The organism is Sphingomonas sp. IW22 (genome assembly GCF_041321155.1).
Lineage (GTDB): Bacteria > Pseudomonadota > Alphaproteobacteria > Sphingomonadales > Sphingomonadaceae > Sphingomonas.
In genome coordinates this window covers 1,366,335-1,391,072 of record NZ_JBGGWB010000001.1, presented here as the reverse complement: position 1 = coordinate 1,391,072, position 24,738 = coordinate 1,366,335, and the positions used below count along the sequence as shown (strand labels likewise).

Sequence of the window (24,738 nt, the reverse complement as noted above, 5' to 3'; positions counted from 1 at the left end):
GGCGGCGTCAATGGAAATCGCGCGATTTCTGGCGGATCGCATCCTCTGGATCGCAACCTTCGCGAAAGGCGGCGTGGTACAGGCTGCGCCCCTTTGGACGCCATTCGGGGTCCCCGCGATCGGGTGAGCCGCCGCCGCCAGGGCGCGACAGGCGCGGCATGTCGATGTCGCCGATGGTGTGCAGCATCGGCGTCAGATCCTCAAGCGTGTCGGCGATGACGTGGATGACCTCCCCCTCGCGCTGCATCCGCCCGCGCACGCCCAGCATCGCCGCCGACATGACGGTGCGGCGATTGGCCTCGAACCGGTCGGGCCACAGGATGATATTGGCGACGCCGGTTTCATCCTCCAGCGTGACGAACAATACGCCCTTAGCGCTGCCGGGCTTTTGCCGGACCAGCACGATGCCCGCCAGCTCCAGCCGGGTGCCGTCCTTCATGCGACGAAGGTCGCCCGCACGCACCATCCGCCGCCGCGTCAGTTCGTCGCGCAGGAAGGACAGCGGGTGCGCGCGCAGCGACAATTGCGTCGCGCGGTAATCCTCCACCACTTCGCGCCCCGCCGTCAGTGGATCGAGCGCGACCGCCGGTTCGGCCAGTTCGGGCACCACGCCGCCTTCGCGCGCATCGGCGGCGGCGAACAGCGGCAGCGGCGCCGCACCCAGGCCGCGAATCGTCCACAGCGCCTGCCGCCGGTCGAGGCCGAGCGCGTGGAACCCGTCGGCCCGCGCGATCCGCTCCAGCGCGGCCAGCGGTACGCCCGACCGTCGCCACGCATCCTCCACGCCCGAAAAGGGCCGGTCCGCCCGCGCCGCGACGATCGCCGCGCCATGTTCGTTCGACAGCCCGGCCACCACGCGCAGACCCAGCCGAAGCGGCAACTGCCCCGCGCCCCTCCCCACGATCCGCGTGTCCCAGCGGCTGTCGTTGATGCACACGGGGTGCACCTCCACCCCATGTTCGCGCGCGTCGCGCACGATTTGGGCCGGGGCATAGAAACCCATCGGCTGCGCGTTCAGCAGCGCGGCACAGAAGATGTCGGGATGATGGCATTTCATCCATGAAGAGGCATAGGCGATCTTGGCAAAGGACGCCGCATGGCTTTCGGGAAAGCCATAGCTGCCGAACCCCTCGATCTGCTTCACCAGCCGCTCGGCAAAATCCAGCGTGATGCCGTTGCCCATCATGCCGGCGATCAGCTTGTCGCGAAACTCGCCCACGCCGCCGGTGAACTTGAACGTCGCCATGGCGCGGCGCAGGCGGTCGGCCTGGCTGGCGGTAAAGCCCGCGCCCTTGATCGCCACCTGCATCGCCTGTTCCTGGAACAGCGGCACGCCCAGCGTCTTTTCCAGCACGTCGCGCAGCGCCTCGCTGGGGTATTCGATGACGGCGTTCGGGTCGCGGCGCAGCATTTCGCGGCGCTTCAGATAGGGGTGGACCATGTCGCCTTGAATGGGACCGGGGCGCACGATCGCGACCTGAATGGCGATGTCATAGAAATTGACCGGCTTCATGCGCGGCAGCATCGCCATCTGCGCGCGGCTTTCGATCTGGAACACGCCCAGCGTGTCGGCGCGGCGGATCATCTCGAACGTGGCAGGGTCGTCGCCCTGCAGGACCGGGGCGGCGAGCGACAGGGCAATATCCTTATGCTCGGCCAGCAGGTCGAAGGCGCGACGCATGCAGCCCAGCATCCCCAACCCCAGAATATCGACCTTCATGAAGCCCAGTTCCTCGATATCCTCCTTTTCCCATTCGACGACGCGGCGGTCGATCATGGCGGCGGGTTCGATGGGGACCAGATCGTCCAGCCGGTCGCGCGTCAGCACGAAGCCGCCGGGATGCTGCGACAAATGGCGCGGCGTGCCGATCAGTTCGCGCGACAATTCCAGCGTCAGCGCAAGGCGCGGGTCGGTCATGTCGAGGTTGAGCGCGGACACATGCCGTTCCCCGACTCCTTCGGCCGACCAGCCCCAAACCTGTCCCGCCAGCGCGCCGGTCAGATCCTCTGGCAGGCCCAGCGCCTTGCCGACCTCGCGCACCGCGCCGCGCGCACGAAACCGGCTGACCACGGCGGTCAGCGCGGCATGGTCGTGGCCATAGGTTTCATAGATCCACTGGATCACTTCCTCACGCCGTTCATGTTCGAAATCGACGTCGATGTCGGGCGGCTCTGCCCGGTCCTCCGAAATGAAGCGCTCGAACAACAGCTTGTGGCGGACCGGGTCGATCGAGGTGATGCCCAGCACGAAGCAGATCACCGAATTGGCCGCCGATCCGCGCCCCTGGCACAAAATGTCCTGGCTGCGCGCGAACTGGACGATCGAATGGACGGTCAGGAAATAGCGGGCATAGCCCATGCGCTCGACCAGCCGCAGCTCATGTTCGAGCAGCGTGGAATAGGCGTCCGGCGGGTTGCCGGCGAACCGCTCGGCCAGCGCGCGCCGGGCCATCAACGCCAGTGCATCCTGGGGTGAGCGGCCCGACATGACGATTTCGTCGGGATATTGATGGCTCAATTCGCGGGGGGAAAAGGTGCAGGCCTCCGCAATGGCGAGGGTTGCGGTGAGGGCTTCCGGCAGGTCGGCAAAGCGCCGCGCCATGTCGGCGGGCGGCACCAGATGGCCGTCGCCGGTGCGCGCCCGGCGCGTGCCCAGCGCGTCGATGGTCGTCTTTTCGCGTATCGCGGTGACGACATCGTGCAGCATCCGGCGGTCGGGGTGGTGATAGCGCACATCGCCCGTCGCCAGCGGAGTCAGGCCGTGGCGGCGCGCGGCATCGGCCAGTGCGTGCAGCCGCCGCGCATCGTCGGGTCGCCGGTGCCAGTTGAGCGCGACATGGCCATCGCCGGCGAAGATGTCGGCCATCCAGCGCATGCCCGCCTCATCCTCGAACGCGGCCATGCGCGGCACCAGCGCGCCGATCAGGCCGGGGGCATGAGCGGCAACATCCTCCCAATGCAGGAAACACTGCCCCTTTTCGCCGCGCTGCGGATTGGCGCGCGCCTTGCCCAACGTCAACAGCCGCGTCAGCCGGCTCCACGCCGCCCGGTCGCGCGGCCACACCAGCAGCACACGCCCGTCGACCAGATCGAGGCGGCACCCGGCAATCATGCGGATCGGTCGCGCCTGTGCCGTTACCTGTTCCGCCGCAACCAGCGATCGGACGATGCCCGCCACCGAATTGCGATCGGTAATGCCCAGCGCCGTGTGGCCCATTTCGGATGCGGTCGAAAACAGCTCCTCCGCCGACGACGCGCCGCGCAGGAAGGAGAAATGGGTCGCGACCTGAAGCTCGACATATTCGGCCATGGCTCACCCGAACAGGCCGTGCAGCCACCAGCTGAGATCGCCCGACACGCCGCGCACGCCGTCCCCCCGGCGATACAGCCAGTAACGGCGGCCATCCTCGTCCTCGACCCGGAAATAGTCGCGCACGCCGTGCGCTTCGCCCAGCCGGCGCCACCATTCGCCATGGATACGCTCTGGTCCGTCGGCGCGCACCACCCGGTGGCTGACCCCGCGCCAGGTAAAGCGCACGGGCGGCCGGTCGGGCAGTTCGGCGACGACATGGTCCAGCCGTTCGGGCCGTTTGAGCAGCCGGGTGGGGCGCGGCCAGGCCGGGTGCCAGGCGGGCGGCGCGGCATCGGGTGCCAGTCGGCGGACATCGTCGTCGCGCAACCGGGGGGCGGGGGGTGCATCATCGGCCAGCGGCGGCGCGACGCCGACCGAGCGTTCGGGCACGTCGCTTTCGATCGTGCGCGCGCGCCACATCCGCCCCGCACCGATGCGATTGGCGATGGCGTCGACCAGCGGGGCCAGATCGGGCGCGGCCTGTGCATCCAGCCGCTCGTCAACGGGGGCGGGGGCCAGCGGTTCGGCGCGGCGGACGTGCAGCGTCATCGCGTCGATGCCGTGGCCCGGCTCGATCGTCTCGATCCGCCGCGCGATCAGGCGCAGGAGATGCGCGGGATCGCGGCTGGCGCGGGCCAGCCCGATCCGCAAATGCTGCGGCACATGATCGACGCGGTCGGCGACCAGATCGACCACGCGCGCGCCCAGCCCGGCGTCGGCCAGCTCGCCGGTCATCTGCGGCACCAGGCGGCCCAGCCAATGGGCAATCCCCTCTGCCGTGGCGATGGGTTCGGCAAAATCGATTCGACAGGCGATGGCGTCGCGCGGGACGACGGGGTCCAGCGGTTCGGGCAAGCGCCCCATTGCCTGATCCAGCCGCTCCAGCGCGCGGGAAAAGCGCCGGGCCAGCGGGGCGCGCGGCAGCGATTCGAGCTGGCCGATCCGCTCGATCCCGAAGCGGCGCATCAATTCAATGTCGGCGCCGTCCAGCCGCAACGCCGCGACCGGCAGCGGCGCCAGCCATTCGCGCTCTGCCCCGATGGGGCAGACCAGCAGCGGGGCCGGGGCGCGGATGCCGGGGCGGGGTGGCTCCCCTAGGCGCGGGGCATAGGGATTGCCGTCGTCGCGGGGGTGGCGGATGCGAAAATCGGCCGCCTGTCGCAACCCGGCATGGCGCGGTGCGGGCATTCGCGTGGCCGCAGGGGCCGGCGGCAGGGCATGGCGTACCAGCGCCGCGGCCGCGCCGGGCGTGCCCGCGACGGCGATGCGCGCATCATGTCCTGCGCGCGTCAGCACCGCGACGATGCGCGCCGCCATCGCCGCTTCGCCGCCGAACAGATGCGCGACGCCGCTCAGGTCGATGAAGATCAGATCCTCCCCACCGATGGCGACACTGGGACTCCATTTGCGGGCCAGCGCCACAGCCAGCCGTCGCAGGCCGCGTGCATCGCCCGACGGGTCGGCGGGATGCACCACCAGCCCCGGCGCGATGGCTCGCGCGCCCGTCACCGCCATGCCGCGGCGAAGGCCCAGCGCGCGGGCGATGGGACAGGCGGCATGGATGACCAGGCGATTGCCCTCGCGCAGGCTGGTGACCACCGGCGCCTCACCCTCCTGCGGTAGCGGCGCGGGGGCGGGGGGTGCCGGGCGCGGTTCGGGGGACGGCACCTGTTTGTCGCGGGCAAAGGGCACTGCGCCGCGCGCCTCATCGGGGCGCAGCGCGCGAAAGGGGTGCTCGGCGGCTTCGCTGCGGCGGCCCAGTTCGCGCATGGGTGGGCGCTGATGCAGCGGCAGCGCCTGAATCGCGGCATCGAGCTCTGCCCGTGCCCAGCGCGCGCCGGGGCGCCAGCCGGGGGTGTTCGGCACCGAACATTCGTTTGCCTGCTCGTCCGCGACCATCGCCGCCAGCGCATCGGTTGAGGGAGCGTCCGCGCGTTCAGGCCGCGCGGCGATCGCGCCCGCCCGCCGCAGCCGGTCGATCGACCAGTCGGGCAGGCAGAGCGCAGCGACCCGTCGCATCGCATCCCTCCAATAACCATTCCCCCGTTTCCCCGCCCCGCTGACGCACCAGCGCCACGCGCCAGCGTGCGCGGCCAACCCCCGGCACCGACAGCGGCGTCGATGGTGCGCAACCAATGCGCCAGCGCGTCACCGCCGCCGATGGCGCACCCAGCGGATCGGCCCCCGGCCGCCCATGCCGCTTGAGCATCAGGGCGATCGTCCGCCCGCCCTCCGCCGCCAGTTGCAGGCGGCGCGTGGCGGGCAAGCCGACGCGCTTGACCTCCCCCACCACCGCGCCCAGCCCGCGGTGGCGCAGCCCTTCTTCCATCAGCGCCAGCGCTTCGGCATCGTCGGCGGCTTCGGCATAAAGGACGCGTTCGGGGGCTAGGCCGACTTGCGCCAGCCCCGGCGCGAACAGGTCGCGGCGGCGCACCACCCACAACACGGTGCCCCATGCCCGCGCGGCAATACCGCTTAGAAACAGGGTGGCGGCGGCATCGTCGGCCAGGTCGGCGCTTTCGCCCGCGATTTCATGCAGCGCGTCGAGTCGCAACCCGTCCCCCGCCAGTCGCGTGTCGACCGCCCCGATGCCGAAGGGCAGGGCGGGACGACGGCGAAAGCCGTTGCCTTCGATCGCATTCAGCGTCGCGCGGAGTTCGGCTAGGGTGGCGGACATGACGACTCGATTGAACCAGAATGTTCCTATTCTGTTCCAATCCGTGAATGAGTCAACCGGCTTTCGCGAAGCGTTGGTTTCAGATGTGACTTTGCCTCTCGCCAAGTGCGTTGTAATTTTATAATAACGCGCCAATGATGATCCGCCCGCGCCGTCGAACGACGCCGGCATCCTTGGAGAGCATGGTTTGACAGGCGTTCCACCCGCCAATCGCCCGCCCCTGTCGCTGCATGTGCCCGAACCGCGATTCCGGCCCGGCGACAAGGTTGATTACAGCCATATCGACGTGCCGCCTGCCGGTGCCGCGCGCCGTCCCGAACCGGGCGACGCGCCCGACAGCTTTCACGAACTGGCCTATGGTCTGGTGCGCGTGCTGGACGATCAGGGGCAGGCCGTCGGGCCATGGGCGCCGCGCCTGTCGCCCGATATGCTGCGCCTGATGCTGCGCAAGATGGCGCTGGTGCGCGCGTTCGACGAACGCATGTTCCGTGCCCAGCGTCAGGGCAAGACCAGCTTCTATATGAAGTGCACCGGCGAAGAAGCCGTGTCGGTTGCCGCCACCATGGCGATGCAGCGCGACGACATGTGTTTCCCCAGCTATCGCCAGCAGGGCATCCTCATCACGCGCGGCTACAGCCTGGTCGAGATGATGAACCAGATCTACTCCAACCGGGGTGACAAGCTGCAGGGCAAGCAGCTGCCGATCATGTATTCGGCGAAGGATCATGGTTTCTTCTCGATCTCCGGCAACCTGACGACGCAATATCCCCAGGCCGTAGGCTGGGCGATGGCGAGCGCGGCCAAGGGCGACAGCCGTATCGCCGCGACCTGGTGCGGCGAAGGGTCGACGGCGGAGGGCGATTTCCACTCCGCGCTGACCTTTGCCACCGTCTATCGCGCGCCGGTCATCCTGAACGTCGTCAACAACCAATGGGCGATTTCGAGCTTTTCAGGCTTTGCGGGTGCCGAGGCGACGACGTTCGCCGCGCGCGCGCTGGGCTATGGCATTGCCGGGTTGCGTGTCGACGGCAACGATCCGCTGGCGGTCTATGCCGCGACCGAATGGGCGGCGGAGCGCGCGCGCACCAATGCCGGGCCGACGCTGATCGAACATTTCACCTATCGCGCCGAGGGGCATTCGACCAGCGACGATCCCACCGCCTATCGCTCTGCCGAAGAGGCGACCGAATGGCCGTTGGGCGACCCGATCCGCCGGTTGCGCGACCACCTGATCGCGCTGGGCGAATGGGACGAAGACGCCCATGCCGCGCAGGATCTGGAACTCGCCGAAACGGTGAAGAAGGCGCAGAAGGAAGCCGAGGCGAACGGCATCCTTGGCCACGGCCTGCACCAGCCGCTCGACACGCTGTTCGACGGCGTGTTCGAGGAAATGCCCTGGCACCTCAAGGAACAACAGGCCCAGATGCTGGCCGAGGAAGAAGCGAGCGGACGGCCATGGGCGCGCAAGTGAGCGAGATGCACGACGAAGGCGATGCGGCGGGCGAAACCAGCCGCATGAACATGATCCAGGCGATCAATTCCGCCATGGACGTGATGATGGCCCGCGATTCCAGCGTCGTGGTGATGGGCGAGGATGTCGGCTATTTCGGCGGCGTTTTCCGCGCCACCGCCGGTTTGCAGACCAAATATGGCAAGACCCGCGTGTTCGACACGCCGATCACCGAATGCGGGATCATCGGCGTAGCGATCGGCATGGGCGCTTACGGCCTGCGCCCGGTGCCGGAGATCCAGTTCGCCGATTATATCTATCCGGCGCTGGACCAGCTGGTGTCGGAAGCGGCACGGCTGCGCTATCGTTCCGGTGGGGAATTTACCGCGCCGATCACGGTGCGCTCTCCCTTTGGCGGCGGCATTTTCGGCGGGCAGACGCACAGCCAGTCGCCGGAGGGCATCTTTACCCACGTATCGGGCATGAAGACCGTCATCCCGGCCACCCCCTATGACGCCAAGGGGCTGTTGATCGCCGCGATCGAGGATAACGATCCCGTCCTCTTTTTCGAACCCAAGCGCATCTATAACGGTCCGTTCGACGGCAATTGGGACCGCCCGGCCAAGAACTGGTCCGCGCATCCCGGCGGCGCGGTGCCGACCGGCTATTACCGCATTCCCTTGGGCAAGGCGGCGTGCGTGCGCGAAGGCGGCGACCTGACCATCCTGGCTTATGGCACGATGGTGCATGTGGCGCAGGCGGTGGTGGAGGATGCGGGCGTCGATGCCGAAATCCTCGACCTCCGCACGCTGGTCCCGCTGGACATCGAGGCGATCGAGGCGTCGGTAAAAAAGACCGGCCGCTGCATGATCATCCACGAAGCGACGCGCACCGCCGGTTTCGGCGCGGAATTGTCGGCGCTCGTCACCGAACGCTGTTTTCACCATCTCGAAGCCCCGGTCGAGCGCGTGACCGGGTTCGACACGCCTTATCCGCACAGTCTTGAATGGGCCTATTTCCCCGGCCCGGTGCGGATCGGACAGGCGCTGAAAAAGATCATGAAGGACTGACCCCATGGCGCTGTTCAAGTTCCGCCTGCCCGACATTGGCGAGGGCATTTCCGAGGCCGAAATCGTCGCGTGGCACGTCAAGGTCGGGGACCGGGTCGAGGAAGACCAGAGCCTGGCCGACATGATGACCGACAAGGCGACCGTCGAAATGGAATCGCCGGTTGCGGGTACCGTTGTCGAACTGGCGGGCGAAGTCGGTGATCAGGTGCCGATCGGATCGACGCTGGTGGTGATCGAAACCGAAGGTGCGGAGAGCGATGACGCACCCGCTCAGGGCGACGCCCCCACCGCGCCGGTGGTCGAGGAACAGGTCGAGGCCGAGAATCCCGGCGTCGAGGAAGTGGCGCCCACCGAAGCGCCCGCACCCGTCGAAACGCCCGCCCCGGCGCCTGCTGCGTCTGCCCCGGTACCTGCGCCGGTTGCGGACAAGGCAAAGGTGCTCGCCTCTCCCGCCGTGCGCGCGCGGGCCAAGGATCTGGGCATCGACCTGTCGCAGGTGCGGCATGAAGGGGCGCATGTCCGTCATGCCGATCTGGACGCCTTCCTGCGTTACGGCGCGGCGCAGGGCTATCACGCCCCGCACGCCAGCCGCGCGCGCGATGACGAGCAGGTCAAGGTCATCGGGATGCGTCGCCGCATTGCCGAAAACATGGCCGCGTCGAAGCGGGCGATCCCGCACTTTACCTATGTCGACGAAATCGACGTAACCGCGCTTGAGGCGATGCGCGGCGACCTGAACGCCAATCGCGGCGACCGGCCCAAGCTGACGCTGCTGCCGTTCCTGATCGTGGCGATCTGTCGCACGCTGCCCGACTTTCCGATGCTGAACGCGCGCTATGACGACGAAGCGGGCGTCGTGATGCGTTCGGGCCGGGTGCACATGGGCATGGCGACGCAGACCGATGCCGGGCTGATGGTGCCGGTCATCCGTGACGCGCAGGACAAGAATGTCTGGCAACTGGCGGCGGAGATCACGCGGCTGGCCGATGCCGCGCGCAGCGGCAAGGCGAAGTCGGACGAACTGTCCGGATCGACCATCACCGTCACGTCGCTGGGGCCGCTGGGCGGCATTGCCACCACGCCGGTCATCAACCGGCCCGAAGTGGCGATCATCGGCCCGAACAAGATCGTCGAGCGCCCGGTATTCGACGGGGACGACATTCGCCGCGCCAAGCTGATGAACCTGTCGATCAGCTGCGACCACCGCGTCGTCGATGGTTGGGATGCCGCCAGCTATGTCCAGGCGGTTCGCAAGCTGTTGGAAACACCGGTGCTGCTGTTCGCCGACTGAACGGTTCCCGTGGCGCATGGCATGGGGTAGCGTCGCGTCCGTGACCGACGCGCCGCTTCCCATCGCCTTTGCCCGGCATCTGGCCCGCGACCGGCGGCGTTCGGCGCATACGGTACGCGCCTATCAGGCAACGGCGGAGCGGTTGCTGGCGTTTCTGCGCCTGCACTGGGGAGGCCCCGTCGCCGCCGGCGACCTGTCGCGGTTGAGCCAGGCCGATCTGCGTGCCTTTCTGGCGGCGCGGCGGGAAACGGGGTTGGGTAATGCATCGACCGCGCGCGAATTGTCGGCGGTGCGCGCGCTGATGGCCTTTGCCGGGGCGCCGCCGCCGCGTGTTTCCGGCCCGCGCGTGAAAAAGGGCGTACCGCGCCCCATTGCCCCCGCCGAAGCGGTCGCGCTGGCCGAGGAAGTGTCAGAGGATGCGCGTGAACCGTGGATCGGCGCGCGCGACTGGGCAGTGCTGCTGCTGCTGTACGGCGCGGGCCTTCGCATTGGAGAGGCGATGGCGCTGACCGGCGCGGCGCTGCCCGTCGGCGACACGCTGCGCGTCACGGGGAAGCGGGCCAAGATGCGGGTCGTGCCGCTGTTGCCCGCCGTGCGCGACGCGATCCAGGCTTATGCCGCCGCCTGCCCCTATCACCTGTCGGGGGATGCACCGCTGTTTCGCGGGGCAAAGGGCGGTCCCCTGTCGCCCGCGATCATCCGCCGGTCGGTGCGCGCGGCGCGCGTGCGGCTGGGTCTGTCCGACCGCACCACGCCCCATGCGCTGCGGCACAGCTTTGCCACGCACCTGCTGGGCCGGGGCGCCGATTTGCGCGCGTTGCAGGAGCTGTTGGGCCATGCCAGCCTGGCGTCCACCCAAATCTATACCGCGGTCGACGCGGCGCATCTGCTGGACGTCTATCGAAATGCCCATCCGCGTGCCTGAACCCGCGAAGCTGACGCGCTTCAACGCCATCGCCCGCGACGGGGCCGCGCGGGGTATCGAGCGCGCGGTGGCGGTCGAGCGGCCGATTGCGGTCGAGTTCAACGGCATCGGCTATGCCGTGCTGATGGCGACGCCCGCCGATCTGGATGATCTGATCACCGGCTTTGCGCTGGCCGAACGCCTGATCGAGCGGGCGGGGGAGCTGGCCGAACTGGACCTGCACCCGACCGACCGTGGCGTGATCGCGCGCGCAACCCTGATCCCCGAACGCGCTGCGCGGGTGGCGGACCGGGTGCGGCACCGCGTGTCCGAAAGCGGGTGCGGCCTGTGCGGGATCGAGAATCTGGAACAGGCGCTACGCCCGTTGCCACGTGTCACTGCGACCAGTGATGCTGGCGATGCGGCCTGTTTCGCCGCGCTGTCGGCCTTGCGCGATCATCAGCCGCTGAATCGCGCGACTGGCGGCGTCCATGCCGCCGCGCTTGCCGCCGCTGACGGCACGATCCGCCTGGTGCGCGAGGATGTCGGCCGCCACAACGCCTTCGACAAGCTGATCGGCGCGATTGCGCGCGGCGGACTGGGTTGGGACGGCGGCCTTGCGCTGCTCAGCTCGCGCTGTTCGTTCGAACTGGTGGAGAAGGCGGCACTGGCGAATTGTCCGCTGCTCGTCACCATTTCGGCGCCGACGACGCTGGCGGTGGAACGGGCGGGCGAAGCCGGGCTGCGGCTGGTGGTGCTGGCGCGGCCTGACACGATGCTGGCGGTGCCGTGATTCTGGGTGCGGTTCTGGCTGGCGGCGAATCGCGCCGGTTCGGCAGCGACAAGGCGGCGGCGCTGCTGGATGGCCGTCCGCTGATCGATCATGCGCTGGCGGCGTTGGAGCCGCATTGCGATGCACTGGCTGTGGTCGGGCGAGAGTGGCCGGGCGTAGCGGGCGTGCCCGATCGTCCGGGTCCGGGACTGGGGCCGCTGGGCGGGCTGAACGCCGCGCTGCATCACGGCGCCGGGATGGGCGCGGATGCGGTCCTGACGCTGGGGTGCGACACGCCCGCCGTGCCGCACGCGCTGCTGGCGATGCTGGCGGGGCGGGGCGATGCGGTCTTTGTCGGCGGCCTGCCCATTATCGGCATCTGGCCGGTGCGCCATGCCGCTTTGCTCGACCATTTCGTCGCGACCGACCCGCGCCGCTCGATGCGCGGATGGGCGGCCGTGTGCGAGGCGGTGCCCGTCGACGCGCCGCCACTGGCCAACATCAACACACCGGGCGACCTCGACACGGTGTTGCGGGACCGCCCGCCACCCTGCTAGTTACGAATGAAACCAGATACAGGCGGACACGCCGACAGGAGATGAGGATGCGGACGATCGACCATTTCATTGCGGGTCATGCCGGTGGCGGATCTGCGCGGACGAGCGAGGTGTTCGATCCCAACAGCGGTCAGGTGCAGGCAACCGTGCCGCTGGGCGACCGCGCGCTGCTGGACGCTGCCGTCGCCGCCGCACAGGCCGCGCAACCCGCATGGGCGGCCACCAACCCGCAACGCCGCGCGCGCGTGATGTTCCGGTTCAAGGAACTGGTTGAGGCGAACATGGACGCGCTGGCGCACATGCTGTCGTCCGAACATGGCAAGGTGATTGCCGATGCAAAGGGCGACATCCAGCGCGGGCTGGAAGTGGTCGAGTTCGCATGCGGCATCCCGCACGCGCTGAAGGGCGAATATACCCACGGCGCCGGTCCCGGCATCGACGTGTATTCGATGCGGACGCCGATCGGCATCGGGGCTGGCATCACGCCGTTCAATTTCCCGGCGATGATCCCGATGTGGATGTTCGGCGTCGCCATCGCCTGTGGCAACGCCTTCATCCTGAAGCCGTCGGAGCGTGACCCATCGGTCCCCGTGCGCCTGGCCGAACTGATGCGCGAAGCTGGCGCGCCGGAGGGGATTTTGCAGGTCGTTCACGGCGACAAGGAAATGGTCGACGCGATCCTCGATCATCCGGCGATCGGCGCGGTCAGCTTCGTCGGCTCCTCCGACATCGCCCATTATGTCTATCGCCGCGGGGTCGAGGCCGGAAAGCGCGTACAGGCGATGGGCGGGGCCAAGAATCATGGCATCGTCATGCCCGACGCCGATCTGGATCAGGTGGTGAACGACCTGTCGGGCGCGGCATTCGGTTCGGCGGGGGAGCGGTGCATGGCGCTGCCCGTCGTGGTGCCGGTAGGCGAAAAGACCGCCGATGCGCTGCGCGAAAAGCTGATCCCCGCCATCGCCGCGCTGCGCGTGGGCGTGTCGACCGACAATGACGCGCATTACGGCCCGGTCGTGAATGCTGCGCACAAACAGCGCGTCGAAAACTGGATTCAGACTGGCGTGGACGAGGGCGCGGAACTGGTCGTCGATGGACGCGGGTTCAGCCTTCAGGGGCATGAGCAGGGCTTTTTCATCGGCCCCAGCCTGTTCGACCGCGTGACGCCCGACATGCAGTCCTACAAGGAGGAAATCTTCGGTCCGGTCCTCCAGATCGTACGCGCGCCTGATTTTGAAACGGCGGTGCGGCTGCCCAGCCAGCATCAATATGGTAATGGCGTCGCGATCTTTACCCGCAACGGCCATGCCGCGCGCGAGTTCGCGGCGCGGGTTGAGGTGGGCATGGTCGGCATCAACGTGCCGATCCCGGTGCCCGTCGCCTATCACAGCTTTGGCGGGTGGAAGCGTTCCGCCTTTGGCGATGTCAACCAGCATGGGATGGAGGGCGTGCGGTTCTGGACCAGGGTCAAGACCGTTACGCAACGCTGGCCCGATGGCGGGGTGGGCGACGCCGCCAACGCCTTTGTCATCCCGACCATGGGCTGATGATGGACGGAACCGTGGGCGCGGCGGGGATTTGGTCGGGCAGACGCCCGATGGAGACCCGCATGCGCGCCCGCCTTGCCCTGTTGCCCGCCCTGATCCTTGCCGCGTGCGGCGACCCCGCGCCGGAGCAGAATACCAGCATCGACGTGCCGCCCCCCGCCACCCCGACGATCGAAGTGGCGCCGACGCCGGAGCCGGTCGAGACGCCAACGCCGGAGGCCGAAGCGACGCCGGATGTGGGCGCGGGTGCCGCGTTGGGCCCGGTGGATGCCATTCCCGCCGAATGGCGCGGGACATGGGCGGGCGGCGACGGATGCGGGCGCGCGGCGACGATGCGCGTGCGCGTCGAGGCCGACCGGCTGATGTTCTATGAAAGCGAGGGGCGAGCGGACGAGATCGAACGCCGCGCCCCGCGCGAAATCGCGCTCCGGCTGGAAATGTCGGGCGAGGGCGAGAGCTGGACGCGCCGCGCGACGCTGGCGCTGTCGGCCGATGGCGAGCGGCTGACCCGAACCGAATCGGGGCTGGACCCCGTCACCTATACCCGATGTGGAAGCTGACCGAATGACCGACCAGTTTGATCTGACCGATGACCAGCGCGAGATTCAGGAACTTGCGCGCCGCTTTACCGCCGATCGTATCACCCCCTTTGCTGCGGAATGGGACGAAAAGCACATCTTCCCGCGCGATACGGTAAAGGCCGCCGCCGAACTGGGTTTTGGCGCAATCTATGTCAGCCAGGAATCAGGCGGCATCGGGCTGGGCCGGTTGGAGGCGGCGCTGATCATGGAGGCGATGGCCTATGGCTGTCCCTCGACCAGCGCGTTCATTTCGATTCACAACATGGCCGCATGGATGCTTGACCGCTTCGCCTCGGCCGAGTTGAAGGATCGTTACCTGCCCCGGCTGGTCGGCGCCGAATGGCTGGCCAGCTATTGCCTGACCGAACCGTCATCGGGTTCGGACGCTGCTGCGCTCAAGACGCGGGCGGTGCGCGACGGCGACCACTTTGTCGTGAACGGTACCAAGCAGTTCATCTCGGGCGCGGGCGAGAATGAGCTGTATCTGGTGATGGTCCGCACCGGCGGCGAAGGGCCGAAGGGCATTTCGTGCCTGGCCATCGAACGCGACATGCCGGGCGTCAGCTTTGGTGCGAACGAACGCAAGCTCGGCTGGCATTCGCAACCCACCCGCGCCGTCACGTTCGAGGACGTGCGCGTGCCTGTCGCCAATCTGGTGGGCGAAGAGGGCGCGGGGTTTCGCATCGCGATGATGGGGCTGGACGGCGGGCGGCTGAACATCGGCGCGTGCTCGCTGGGCGGCGCGCAGCGGTGCCTGGACGAAGCGGTCCGCTATACCAAGGAGCGGCAGCAGTTCGGGCGACCGATCGCGGACTTTCAGAACACGCAGTTCATGCTGGCCGACATGGCGACCGAGTTGGAGGCGGCACGTGCGCTCCTCTACATGGCGGCGGGCAAGGTGACGTCGGGCGCACCCGATCGCACGCGTTTCGCTGCCATGGCCAAGCGGCTGGCCACCGACACCGGATCGGCGGTTGCCGACCGCGCGCTGCAACTGCATGGCGGCTATGGCTATCTGATGGACTACCCGGTCGAACGCTTCTGGCGCGATCTGCGCGTGCACTCGATCCTTGAAGGCACCAATCAGGTGATGCGGATGATCGTCGGGCGCGATCTGTTGCGGCAAGGGTAAGGGCATGACCGACGATGTGATCATCGAGCGCGACGGCACGCTGGGCCGAATTCGGCTGAACCGGCCAAGGGCGATCCATGCGCTGACCGCCGATATGTGCCGCGTGATGCTGGACACGCTGGGTGAATGGGCGAGCGATCCATCGCTACAGGCGGTGACGATCGACCATGCCGATGGCCGGGGCTTTTGCGCGGGCGGCGACATTCGTCTGATTGCGGAGAGCAGCGCGGGGGACGGACAGGCGGCGCGCGACTTTTTCCGCGTCGAATATGCCATGAACCACCGGCTGTTCACCTTTGCCAAGCCGGTGGTCGCGTTCATGGACGGCATCACCATGGGCGGCGGCGTGGGGATTTCGCAGCCTGCGCGTTTCCGCGTCGCGACCGAAAATACGCGCTTCGCCATGCCCGAAACCGCCATCGGCCTGTTCCCCGATGTCGGCGGCGGCTGGTATCTGTCGCGCCTTGACGGGCGGATGGGACAGTTTCTGGCGCTGACCGGTCACCGGCTGGACGGGGCGGAGTGCCTCGCGCTGGGGTTAGCCACGCATTACATGCCGGCCGACGCGCTGGTCGAGGCAAAGCGCCGCATCGCCGCCGATCCGGCGGGGATCGAGGGGGTGCTGGACGCGCTGTCCACCGCCGCGCCCGACGCCCGTATTCTGGCGCACCGCGACGCCATCGACCGGCTGTTCGCCAGCGACCGGCTGGAAGATGTGCTGACCGCGCTTGAGGCCGATGGCGGGGAGTGGGCACGCCAGCAGCGCGACACGCTGGCCACCAAATCGCCGCAGGCAATGAAGGTCAGCCTGAAGCTGTTGCTCGACGGGCGAACCATGCCCAGTTTCGAAGACGAGATGCGTCAGGAATTCGCGGTCGCCAGCCATGTCGTCCAGCGTCCCGACATTGTGGAGGGCGTGCGCGCGGTGATCGTGGACAAGGACAATGCCCCGCGCTGGAACCCTGACACGCCCGGCGGCGTCAGCGACCACCTGATCGACCGCATCTTTGCGCCGCTCCCTGCCGATGAGGAATGGAACCCCGCATGACCGATTATGAAACGATCCTTGTCGAACGGCGCGAGCGCGTCACGCTGATCACGCTGAACCGGCCCAAGGCGCTGAACGCGCTGAACGGACAGGTGCTGGCCGACCTGCTCGCCGCGCTGGCGGCGTTCGATGCCGATGACGCTCAAGGCTGCGCCGTCATCACCGGCAGCGAAAAGGCCTTCGCGGCGGGCGCCGACATCAAGGAAATGTCGGACATGGGCTTTGCCGACATGTACGGCCGCAATCACTTTTCCGGCTGGGAAGCGTTCGGGCGCACGCGCAAGCCGGTGATCGCGGCGGTCGCGGGCTATGCGCTGGGCGGCGGGTGCGAGCTGGCGATGATGTGCGACTTCATCCTGGCGGCGGACACGGCGAAGTTCGGCCAGCCGGAGATCAAGCTGGGCGTGACCCCCGGCATGGGCGGGTCGCAGCGGCTGGCCCATGCGGTGGGCAAGGCCAAGGCGATGGAAATGGTGCTGACCGGCCGGATGATGGGCGCCGAGGAAGCTGAGCGCGCCGGCCTGGTCGCGCGCATTATCCCCGCCGCCGATCTGGTCGAGGAAGCGGTGAAGACCGCCGCCACCATCGCGTCGATGGCCCCGCTGGCGGTGCTGGCGAACAAGGAAATGGTGAACGCCGCGTTCGAAATGCCGCTGGCGCAGGGCGTGCAGTTCGAACGCCGCCTGTTCAACGGCCTGTTCGGGACCGAGGACCAGAAGGAGGGCATGGCCGCCTTTGTCGAAAAGCGTCCCGGCAACTGGAAGGGGCGCTGACATGGCACGCATCGCGTTTATCGGGCTGGGCAATATGGGCGGGGGCATGGCCGCCAATCTGGCCAAGGCCGGGCATGACGTGCGCGCCTTCGACCTGTCGGAAGAGGCACTGGCGCGCGCGAAGAAGGCAGGGTGCCTGCCCGCCGAAAGCGCTGCGGCCGCGTGCGAGGATGCCGAGGCGGTGGTGACGATGCTGCCCGCCGGCAGCCATGTCGAAAGCGTCTATGGCGAAAGCGTGCTGGCGACCGCGCCGCGCGCCGCGATCCTGATCGACTGTTCGACCATCCCCGTGGCCACCGCGCGCACCGTGGCCGAACGGGCAGCGGAGAAGGGCTTCGCGATGGTCGACGCGCCCGTGTCGGGTGGCATCGCGGCCGCCAATGCGGGCACGCTGACCTTCATGGTCGGCGGCAGCGCCGACGCGTTCGAGCGGGCGAAGGGCTATCTTGACGACATGGGCAAGGCGGTGATCCATGCCGGTGGCGCAGGCGCGGGTCAGGCGGCCAAAATCTGCAACAACATGCTGCTGGGCGCGACGATGATCGCGACGTGCGAAAGTTTCGCGCTGGCAGAAAAGCTGGGGCTGGACCTCCAGACCTTTTACGACATCGCATCACAGGCGTCGGGGCAAAGCTGGTCGATGACCAGTTACTGCCCGGTGCCCGGCGTCGGGCCGGAAACGCCCGCCGACCGCGATTACCAAGGCGGGTTTGCTGCTGCGCTGATGCTGAAGGACCTGCGCCTTGCCATGGATGCGGCGGCGGACACATCCGCCGACACACCGATGGGCGCGCGCGCGGCGGAGCTGTATCAGCGGTTCGTTGATGGCGGGGACGCCGCCACCGACTTTTCCGGCATCATCCGCATGTTGAAGGGGTAAAGCCGTTTGGCACCCCGGCCCGCGAGCCGGGGTGCCAAGCGGATCAGGTCCCGGCGGTCGTCGCTGCCGCGTTGCCGCGATATTTGTCGAACCATGCCAGAATTGCCGACGCCTTTGCCGCCGACTGGCTGGGCCGCGCGGTGAAGCCGCCATGGCTGGCGCCCGTCACCTTGACCAAGGCGGTCGGTACGCCGCGGATTTGCAGCGCGGCATAATATTGCTCGCTCTCGCTGACGGGGGTGCGATAATCCTCGCTGCCCACCACCACCAACGTCGGTGTCTTGACGTTGCCGACCAGGCTGAGCGGTGAGCGCTGCCAATAGCTCATCGGGTCTTCCCATGGCTGTTTCGAGAACCAGTAGCGCGACGTAAAGCCGGTGCCGTCCATGGTCAGCGCCTCGCTGATCCAGTTGATGACCGGCTTTTGCGTGGCGGCCGCCTTGAACCGATCGGTCTTGCCGACGATCCAGCTCGTCAGCACGCCACCGCCCGAACCGCCGGTGACGAACAGGTTGTTCGGATCGGCCACGCCCGCGCCGATCGCCGCGTCGACGGCGGCCATCAGGTCGTCATAATCCTCCGCCGGGTAATTCTTGTCGATCAGATTGGCGAATTCGGCACCGTAAGAGGTCGAGCCGCGTGGGTTGGTATAGAGCACGGCGTAGCCAGCGGCGGCGTACAGCTGGTAATCGCTGGAGAATACCGGCGCATAGGCGGTGTGCGGCCCGCCATGGATTTCCAGGATCAGCGGCACGCGTGTGCCCGGCTGATAGCTAGGGGGCAGCACCAGCCACGAATCGATCTTGCGCCCGTCCTTTGACGTGACATCCAGCGGGCGAAGCTGCCCCATCGCCTTGCCCGCCAGCCAGGTTTCGTTGAGCTGGGTGACGGGCTTGCCGCTCAGCCACACGTCTGCCGGCTTCTTCCAGTCGCCGCCGGTATAGGCGACGCGCCCGTCGTTAGAGATGGAGAAGGTGCCGCCGGTATAGGGCCGGTCCAGCCCGCCGCCCGCCAGCCCGTCAACCACCGGCGTCACGCGACCGTTCAGGTCGATGCGCGCGACCTTCTTCACGGCATGGTCGTCATAGGAGACGAAGATGCTGCGCCCGTCCTTTGCCCAGACGGCGGTGTCGATTTCGCGGTCGAGGTTGGCGGTCAGCGAGCGCGGGTTCGATCCGTCGCGGTCCATGACATACAGCTGCGCCGGTTCATGGCTGCGGCGCTTGTCGTCATAGCCGAGATAGGCGATGCGCGCGCCGTCGGGCGACACGGCGGGGGCCGCATCGGGGCCATAGCGCCGCGTCAGTTGTGTCAGCGCACCGGTCGTCACGTCGACCGAGTGGATGTCGCTGTCGTTCGGCTCCCGCTCCCAATCGGCGCGGCGGTTGGTAGCGAACACGATCGAGCGGCCATCGCGCGACCAGCTCAAGGGACCGCCGTCGTTGAAATCGCCGAAGGTCAACTGGCGCGGCGCGCCGCCATCGGCGGACACCACGAACAGATGGTCGTAACCCGGCTTCAGATACCCCGCGCCGTCCGCGCGATAGGTGACACGGTCGATGATCTCCAGCGGTTCGGCCCATTTCGCCCCTTCGGGCTTGGGCGGTGCCTTGCCCAGCTTCATGCCCTCACCCGGCACGCGCATGGCATAGGCGATCTGGCGACCGTCGGGCGACCAGCTGAGCGAATCGGGGCTGTCGGCCATGCCGGTGATGCGCGCCGTCTCGCCGCTCGCCATCCAGCGGACGTGCAGTTGCGGCGACTGACCCTCGCCCGCGGAGACATAGGCCAGGCGCGTGCCGTCGGGCGACCAGCGCGGGCTGCTGTGCGAACCGGGGCCGGCGGCCAGCGGGGTCTGCACGCCGGTCTTGGTGTCGATCAGCCAGATGGCCGAGCGCATCCGGTCCGCCATGATGTCGCCCGAGCGGCGGACATAGGCGATGCGCGAACCATCGGGGCTGATCTGCGGGTCGCTGGCCTGTTCCAGGCTGAACAGGTCGCTGCCGGTGAACAGGCGGCTGGGCGCCTGCGCGGTGGCGGCGGGCGGCGTGGCATCCTGCGCGAAAGCGGGGGCGGCGGTGCTGGCGAGCAGCAGCACGGCGAAGTGGCGAAACATCCGGTGATTTCTCCCTGTTGCGCGTGCGAAGGTCGCGCGCCGCCCGCCGATAGGCAAGCGGTTTCGCGCGTTACCGTCAGTTGCGGAAAACGACAGTGCGATTGCCGTTCAGCAACACCCGGTCCTCAAGGTGATGCGCCACCGCCGTCGCCAGCACGCGCCGTTCGATGTCGCGGCCCTTGCGGACCAGATCGTCGGGCGTGTCGGCATGGCTGATCGGCTCGACATCCTGGGCGATGATCGGCCCTTCATCCAGATCGGCGGTGACGTAGTGCGCGGTGGCGCCAATCATCTTCACCCCGCGCGCATGCGCCTGATGATAGGGCTTCGCGCCCTTGAATCCGGGCAGGAAGCTGTGATGGATGTTGATGCAGCGGCCCGACAGCCACGACGCCAGATCGTCGGACAGAATCTGCATATAGCGCGCCAGCACGACCAGATCGGCGCCGCTTTCTTCCACAATCGCCTTCAGCCGCGCTTCCTGCTGCGGCTTGGTTTCGGGCGTGACGGGCAGGTGGTGGAAGGGAATATCACCGATGCCGCCGACATTCAGCGCCGTTTGCGGATGGTTCGACACGATGGCGGCGACATCCATGTCGAGTTCGCCGATGCGGCGGCGATACAGCAGGTCGCCCAGACAATGGTCGAACTTGGATACCATCAGCACCACGCGCTGACGTTCCCCCGCGCCGCGCAGCTTCCACGCCATGCCATGTTCGGCGGCGACGGGTGCGAAGGCGGCACGAATGGCGGCGGCGTTGCCCGTCGCCAGTTCGAACACCACCCGCATGAAGAAGCGGCGGTTCATCCGGTCGTCAAATTGCCGGGCATCGACGATGTTGCCGCCATGCCCGGCCAGAAACCCCGCTACCGCCGCGACCAGCCCCGGCCGGTCGTCGCACGACAGCGTCAGCGTGCAGAGTTCGCCCATCACATTTCCCCCGACCGGTCGCGCGGCCGCGCCAGCGCCGACAACATGCCGCGAACCGTGCGGACCTCCTGCGCCGTCCAGCCGGGCTTGGTCAGCAGCGTCCGCATGGTCCGCTTGGTCGCGGGCACGCGGTCGGGCGGGAAGAAATAACCGGCCCCCTCCAGCATCGTCTCCCACTGGCCGATCATGCCGTCCAAATCGGTCTGGCTGGCCGGCGGGTCCAGTTCGGTGTCGGTCGGCTGGACCAGCGCGACATGCTTGGACCATTCATAGGCGACCAGAATCACCGCCTGCGCCAGATTGAGCGACCCGAACTCCGGATTGATCGGCACGGTCAGGATCTCGCGCGCGATGGCGACGTCGTCGGTTTCCAGCCCCGACCGTTCCGGCCCGAACAGGATGGCGGAGCGGCCGGTGCGGCCATGAATGCCGTTTGCCGCCTGTTCGGGGGTGACAACCGGCTTGGTCACGCCGCGCTTGCGAACGGTGCTGGCATAGACATGGGCGCAATCGGCCACTGCGTCATGCACGCTGTCGAACACACGCGCCTGTTGCAGCACGATGTCGGCGCCGCTGGCGGCGGGACCGGCGGCGGGGTTGGGCCAGCCGTCGCGCGCGGCAACGAGGCGCATTTCGGTCAGCCCGAAATTCAGCATCGCGCGCGCCGCCTTGCCGATATTCTCGCCCAGCTGCGGGCGGACCAGCACGATCACAGGCGGGGGCGCACGATCCGCCGCCGCTGCCGCCGCTTCGGCCGTTTCGAACGCCTGTGACCAGATCAGCGTCGCCTCGGGCATGGCCGACATGACGCCGTCGATATCGTCGCCATGGCCGCTGTGAAGCGCGCCGTCGGCATCGCGGATGAGATAGGCCCAGAACTGCATGGCCCGCGCTTATCCCCCGCGACTGCCCTTCGACAAGCGCGAAGGCGGGCTTACCCCTTCGGTTCGGGCAGGTTCAGCCGCACCGGCGCGTCCAGCGCGTCGTGCAGGCGCAGGAACAATGCGTCCCCCGCCGGTCGCGGCAGGTCGATGGCTGCACCGACAAAGCCGATCGGCACATTGGTGGGCGACGTCAGCTCGGCATTGTCGCCAATGGCGGCGATCAGGAACAAGCCGCGCCCCGTCAGCGAACATTCCCCTTCGCCTTCGGTGCACGACAGGCCCGTCAGTTCGGGCAGGCGGACAACCTGCGCCAGCGGTTGCCAGTCGCCGGGCGCGCCGTCGTTCAGCAGGCGGAAGCGAACCGGCCCGGCAACGCTGCGCCCGAACAGCGCATGGGGCGTGACGCTGGCAACCACCACATCCTCCCCAATGCGTTGCAGCGCGCCCGTCTTGAAATCGAGGCGGGCGGTGGTGCCGTCGCGCGTCGCGATCTCGATCCCGTCGCGAAGCGGCCCGTTTGCCACGCGGAAGGAGAAGTCCAGACGCCCGCCTTCGGGCAACAGCGCGTCGGGCAGGGTGATGGGCAGCACGCCTTCAGGCGCCTGATACGCTGCCTTGCGGCTTAGCAGGCTGGCGGTGGGGCGGGGCGGGGCAATGTTGGCGCGGGCGCGAGTGGTGCGCCCGTCCTTCAGCGTGACCGTCGCGTCCACCGGCCCGGCTGCGCGTTCGACCGCCGCTTCGCTCAGCATGGTCAGCCGGTCGCCATCGCCGTCGCGCGTGATCGAACCGGGCGTGAAGCGCAGCGACCCGACCGACAATTGCTTTACCTGATCCAGCCGCGCGCCGCGCAGCACGCCCTCCCGGTCGCCCGAATGAACGGTGAAGCCGTCGATACGGCTGGCCTCGACCCGGCCGGTCAGCTCGATCGTCTGGGGCGGGGTGGCGCCGAAACGGGCAATGGCCAGCGACAGCGGACCCGCCCGTGTTCCCTTCAGCGGCAGCGTCGTCTCCAGCTGGTCCGGAGCGGTCATCTTCCACGCCACGGTGCGATTGGCGCCGCCCGGCTCACCAAGCGCGACCTGCGACACACAGGCCGCCGCGCCGCCATGCAGCGTCAGCTTATGCTCTCGGCCGACGATCACCGTGGCATCGGGCTGGGCCTGCCATGCGCCGGGTGCGTCCAGCACGCCGGGAAGGCGCGGCCCGGAAAAGTCGTCGAACCCCCATTTGCCGTGCAGCACCGCCCCGGTGACGCTGCCCAGATCGGACAGGCCATCCCGACCGGCAATGCGAACGCCGCCCGCCTCGGCATCGGCGACGACAGGCAGGTCGCGACTGGCGCCGCCGCTGCCGGTGACGGCCAGCGACAGGTTGCGAGCATAGCCGGTGGCGTAAAGCAGCGATGCGTCCTCAAGCGGCAGTGTCGCCTCTGGCCGGGCAAGGCATACCGAACCCTGGCCGCCCGCCTGCCAGCGTGGCGGCGCAGCGGTGCCGATGGGCGGCAGCGGCGCGACCAGCACCGAACGCGGGTTCTGAAACGACGGCGCCGCGTTCAGCTTCAGGCGGATCTGCTCTCCGCTATTGACCGACAGGGCGGGCAGATACTGATATTGCGCGGTCCGAAACGCGCCGAACAGTCGCGCCACATCACGCGCCAGCCCGATATACGGGCTGTAATAACCGCCCCCCGCCTCTGGCGTGGCCGCGATGCGATAGGCCAGGTCGACCGGCGTGCCGGTCAGCGTTTCCGCCAGCGTCGATCCACGCTGTGCCTGCAATACCAATGTCTCGCGATTCTGCGTCAGGCACGCGGCCTGCAGCGCGCGGGGCCGCGACAGGCATTCGACGTTTAGCTTGATGCCCAGCGACTTGGCCAGCACCGGCGCGACCGTGCCCAGGCGCGCGGGGTCGCTGTCGCCGATCCGACCTACCGCTGCGACAAAGGCGTCGAGCCGCGCATGGTCCAGCGATGCCTGATACAGATCCTGTGCCGCGCGCACGAACACGCCCGGCCGCCCGCGCACGGCATCGCGCACCGTATCGAATCCGCCTCCGGTTTCGGGCGCCAGGAACAGGAGCGCCTGTTCCGCCCCCTCCGGCACGGTGATTTCCAGCGCGCTATTCTTTTTGCTCCAGGTCTCTGCGTCGAAGAACCATTTTTTCGGCGGCGGATTGGTCGCGCCGCGCAGAAAAGCCGCGATCAGGATGTAGCGCGCCGACTGATCGTCCGGAAACGCCGCCCGCGCGATCAGCCGGTCGCCCGCCCGCAATGCCGGCACCGCCGTGATCGGCAGCGTGACGCCGCCGCGCTCGACCGTGATGGCCAGCGCCGGCCCTTCAAGATCGAAGCCGTTTTGCTGCTGCGCTCTGGCGGCGACCCCGGTGAACAGGATCAACCACGCGACAAGGACCGAAAGCACGCGAACCATGGGGACGCTATACAAGCCAAGCGGCGCGGCGACACAAGGGAATCGGTGCTCTGTCAGCGGGATGGCGCATATTTTCGTCGCCCCAAAGGCGGAGATTTCATCGGGGGCGATGCACCGCTGACGAATCTGCCCGTTCGGCACTTGGTAAGTGCGCCTAACTGTGCCAACCCTGCGCCCTGCCAAAGCGCCGCCGGAACGAGCGGGCGACGGCATCACATCTGCTTGTCAGGGGTGGCTGAACGGGATGAGGATGACGTTTTCCGGCCAGGTGACCGGATCGATAGCCGTGCTTGCAGCGCCAGGGCGCCGGGCATGGCAGGGGCGAAGGGACCTTGCGGGAAAGC

The 24,738-nt window shown here is 68.0% G+C and carries 19 protein-coding genes; 12 read left to right on the top strand and 7 right to left on the bottom strand.

Annotated features, from left to right (window positions below):
* Positions 1-7 precede the first annotated feature (7 nt).
* From ACAX61_RS07010 to ACAX61_RS07000, 3 genes are read right to left on the bottom strand one after another with little or no spacing between them, the layout of a single operon-like run.
* Positions 8-3,310 (bottom strand): error-prone DNA polymerase, encoded by a 3,303-nt coding sequence (locus tag ACAX61_RS07010; protein ID WP_370714057.1) that lies wholly within the window; start codon positions 3,308-3,310, stop codon positions 8-10.
* A 3-nt stretch (positions 3,311-3,313) separates the two neighbouring features.
* Positions 3,314-5,371: a DUF6504 family protein gene (locus ACAX61_RS07005; RefSeq protein ID WP_370714056.1), complete on the bottom strand. Its 2,058-nt coding sequence runs from the start codon at positions 5,369-5,371 to the stop codon at positions 3,314-3,316.
* Entirely contained in the window at positions 5,289-6,029 is a 741-nt protein-coding gene (locus ACAX61_RS07000) for an ImuA family protein (protein ID WP_370714055.1), read from the bottom strand. The genes ACAX61_RS07005 and ACAX61_RS07000 overlap by 83 nt, the downstream gene beginning before the upstream one ends.
* 187 nt (positions 6,030-6,216) lie before the next feature.
* On the opposite strand from ACAX61_RS07000, the gene ACAX61_RS06995 reads away from it, so the two are divergent.
* The 12 genes from ACAX61_RS06995 to mmsB all read left to right on the top strand — a co-directional run bounded on the left by ACAX61_RS06995 (position 6,217) and on the right by mmsB (position 18,034).
* Positions 6,217-7,500: a 3-methyl-2-oxobutanoate dehydrogenase (2-methylpropanoyl-transferring) subunit alpha gene (locus tag ACAX61_RS06995; protein ID WP_370714054.1), complete on the top strand. Its 1,284-nt coding sequence runs from the start codon at positions 6,217-6,219 to the stop codon at positions 7,498-7,500.
* Positions 7,501-7,544: 44 nt separating this feature from the next.
* On the top strand, positions 7,545-8,549 hold the full coding sequence (locus ACAX61_RS06990) for an alpha-ketoacid dehydrogenase subunit beta (protein WP_370714933.1): 1,005 nt from the start codon (positions 7,545-7,547) through the stop codon (positions 8,547-8,549).
* Between the two features lie 4 nt (positions 8,550-8,553).
* Positions 8,554-9,840: a dihydrolipoamide acetyltransferase family protein gene (locus ACAX61_RS06985; RefSeq protein WP_370714053.1), complete on the top strand. Its 1,287-nt coding sequence runs from the start codon at positions 8,554-8,556 to the stop codon at positions 9,838-9,840.
* A 16-nt stretch (positions 9,841-9,856) separates the two neighbouring features.
* On the top strand, positions 9,857-10,765 hold the full coding sequence (locus tag ACAX61_RS06980; RefSeq protein ID WP_370714052.1) for a tyrosine recombinase XerC: 909 nt from the start codon (positions 9,857-9,859) through the stop codon (positions 10,763-10,765).
* A complete protein-coding gene (gene fdhD, locus ACAX61_RS06975; protein ID WP_370714051.1) occupies positions 10,758-11,537 on the top strand; it encodes a formate dehydrogenase accessory sulfurtransferase FdhD in 780 nt (259 codons plus the stop codon). Before ACAX61_RS06980 ends, fdhD begins: the two co-directional genes overlap by 8 nt.
* A complete protein-coding gene (mobA, locus tag ACAX61_RS06970; protein ID WP_370714050.1) occupies positions 11,534-12,073 on the top strand; it encodes a molybdenum cofactor guanylyltransferase in 540 nt (179 codons plus the stop codon). The genes fdhD and mobA overlap by 4 nt, the downstream gene beginning before the upstream one ends.
* A 47-nt stretch (positions 12,074-12,120) precedes the next feature.
* Positions 12,121-13,620, top strand: coding sequence for a CoA-acylating methylmalonate-semialdehyde dehydrogenase (locus tag ACAX61_RS06965; RefSeq protein ID WP_370714049.1), 1,500 nt, complete (start codon positions 12,121-12,123; stop codon positions 13,618-13,620).
* A gap of 62 nt (positions 13,621-13,682) precedes the next feature.
* The gene (locus tag ACAX61_RS06960) at positions 13,683-14,180 is read left to right on the top strand and encodes a hypothetical protein (protein WP_370714048.1); all 498 of its coding nucleotides are present in this window, start codon (positions 13,683-13,685) and stop codon (positions 14,178-14,180) included.
* Positions 14,181-14,184: 4 nt separating this feature from the next.
* The gene (locus ACAX61_RS06955; protein ID WP_370714047.1) at positions 14,185-15,333 is read left to right on the top strand and encodes an acyl-CoA dehydrogenase family protein; all 1,149 of its coding nucleotides are present in this window, start codon (positions 14,185-14,187) and stop codon (positions 15,331-15,333) included.
* A gap of 4 nt (positions 15,334-15,337) precedes the next feature.
* A complete protein-coding gene (locus ACAX61_RS06950) occupies positions 15,338-16,381 on the top strand; it encodes an enoyl-CoA hydratase/isomerase family protein (protein ID WP_370714046.1) in 1,044 nt (347 codons plus the stop codon).
* Positions 16,378-17,154 (top strand): enoyl-CoA hydratase, encoded by a 777-nt coding sequence (locus ACAX61_RS06945; protein ID WP_370714045.1) that lies wholly within the window; start codon positions 16,378-16,380, stop codon positions 17,152-17,154. The genes ACAX61_RS06950 and ACAX61_RS06945 overlap by 4 nt, the downstream gene beginning before the upstream one ends.
* A gap of 1 nt (position 17,155) precedes the next feature.
* Positions 17,156-18,034, top strand: a complete 879-nt coding sequence (mmsB, locus tag ACAX61_RS06940; RefSeq protein ID WP_370714044.1) for a 3-hydroxyisobutyrate dehydrogenase — start codon at positions 17,156-17,158, stop codon at positions 18,032-18,034.
* A gap of 43 nt (positions 18,035-18,077) precedes the next feature.
* Here mmsB and ACAX61_RS06935 read toward each other — a convergent pair whose 3' ends face one another.
* The 4 genes from ACAX61_RS06935 to ACAX61_RS06920 form a co-directional block, all read right to left on the bottom strand.
* Complete coding sequence (locus tag ACAX61_RS06935) at positions 18,078-20,150, bottom strand: prolyl oligopeptidase family serine peptidase (RefSeq protein WP_370714043.1); 2,073 nt, start codon at positions 20,148-20,150, stop codon at positions 18,078-18,080.
* A gap of 76 nt (positions 20,151-20,226) precedes the next feature.
* The gene (purU, locus tag ACAX61_RS06930) at positions 20,227-21,081 is read right to left on the bottom strand and encodes a formyltetrahydrofolate deformylase (protein ID WP_370714042.1); all 855 of its coding nucleotides are present in this window, start codon (positions 21,079-21,081) and stop codon (positions 20,227-20,229) included.
* Positions 21,081-21,965 carry an RNA methyltransferase gene (locus tag ACAX61_RS06925; RefSeq protein ID WP_370714041.1) on the bottom strand — a complete coding sequence of 295 codons (885 nt, stop codon included), beginning with the start codon at positions 21,963-21,965 and terminating at the stop codon, positions 21,081-21,083. The genes purU and ACAX61_RS06925 overlap by 1 nt, the downstream gene beginning before the upstream one ends.
* A 50-nt stretch (positions 21,966-22,015) precedes the next feature.
* Positions 22,016-24,394 carry a hypothetical protein gene (locus ACAX61_RS06920; protein WP_370714040.1) on the bottom strand — a complete coding sequence of 793 codons (2,379 nt, stop codon included), beginning with the start codon at positions 24,392-24,394 and terminating at the stop codon, positions 22,016-22,018.
* Positions 24,395-24,738: the final 344 nt, after the last annotated feature.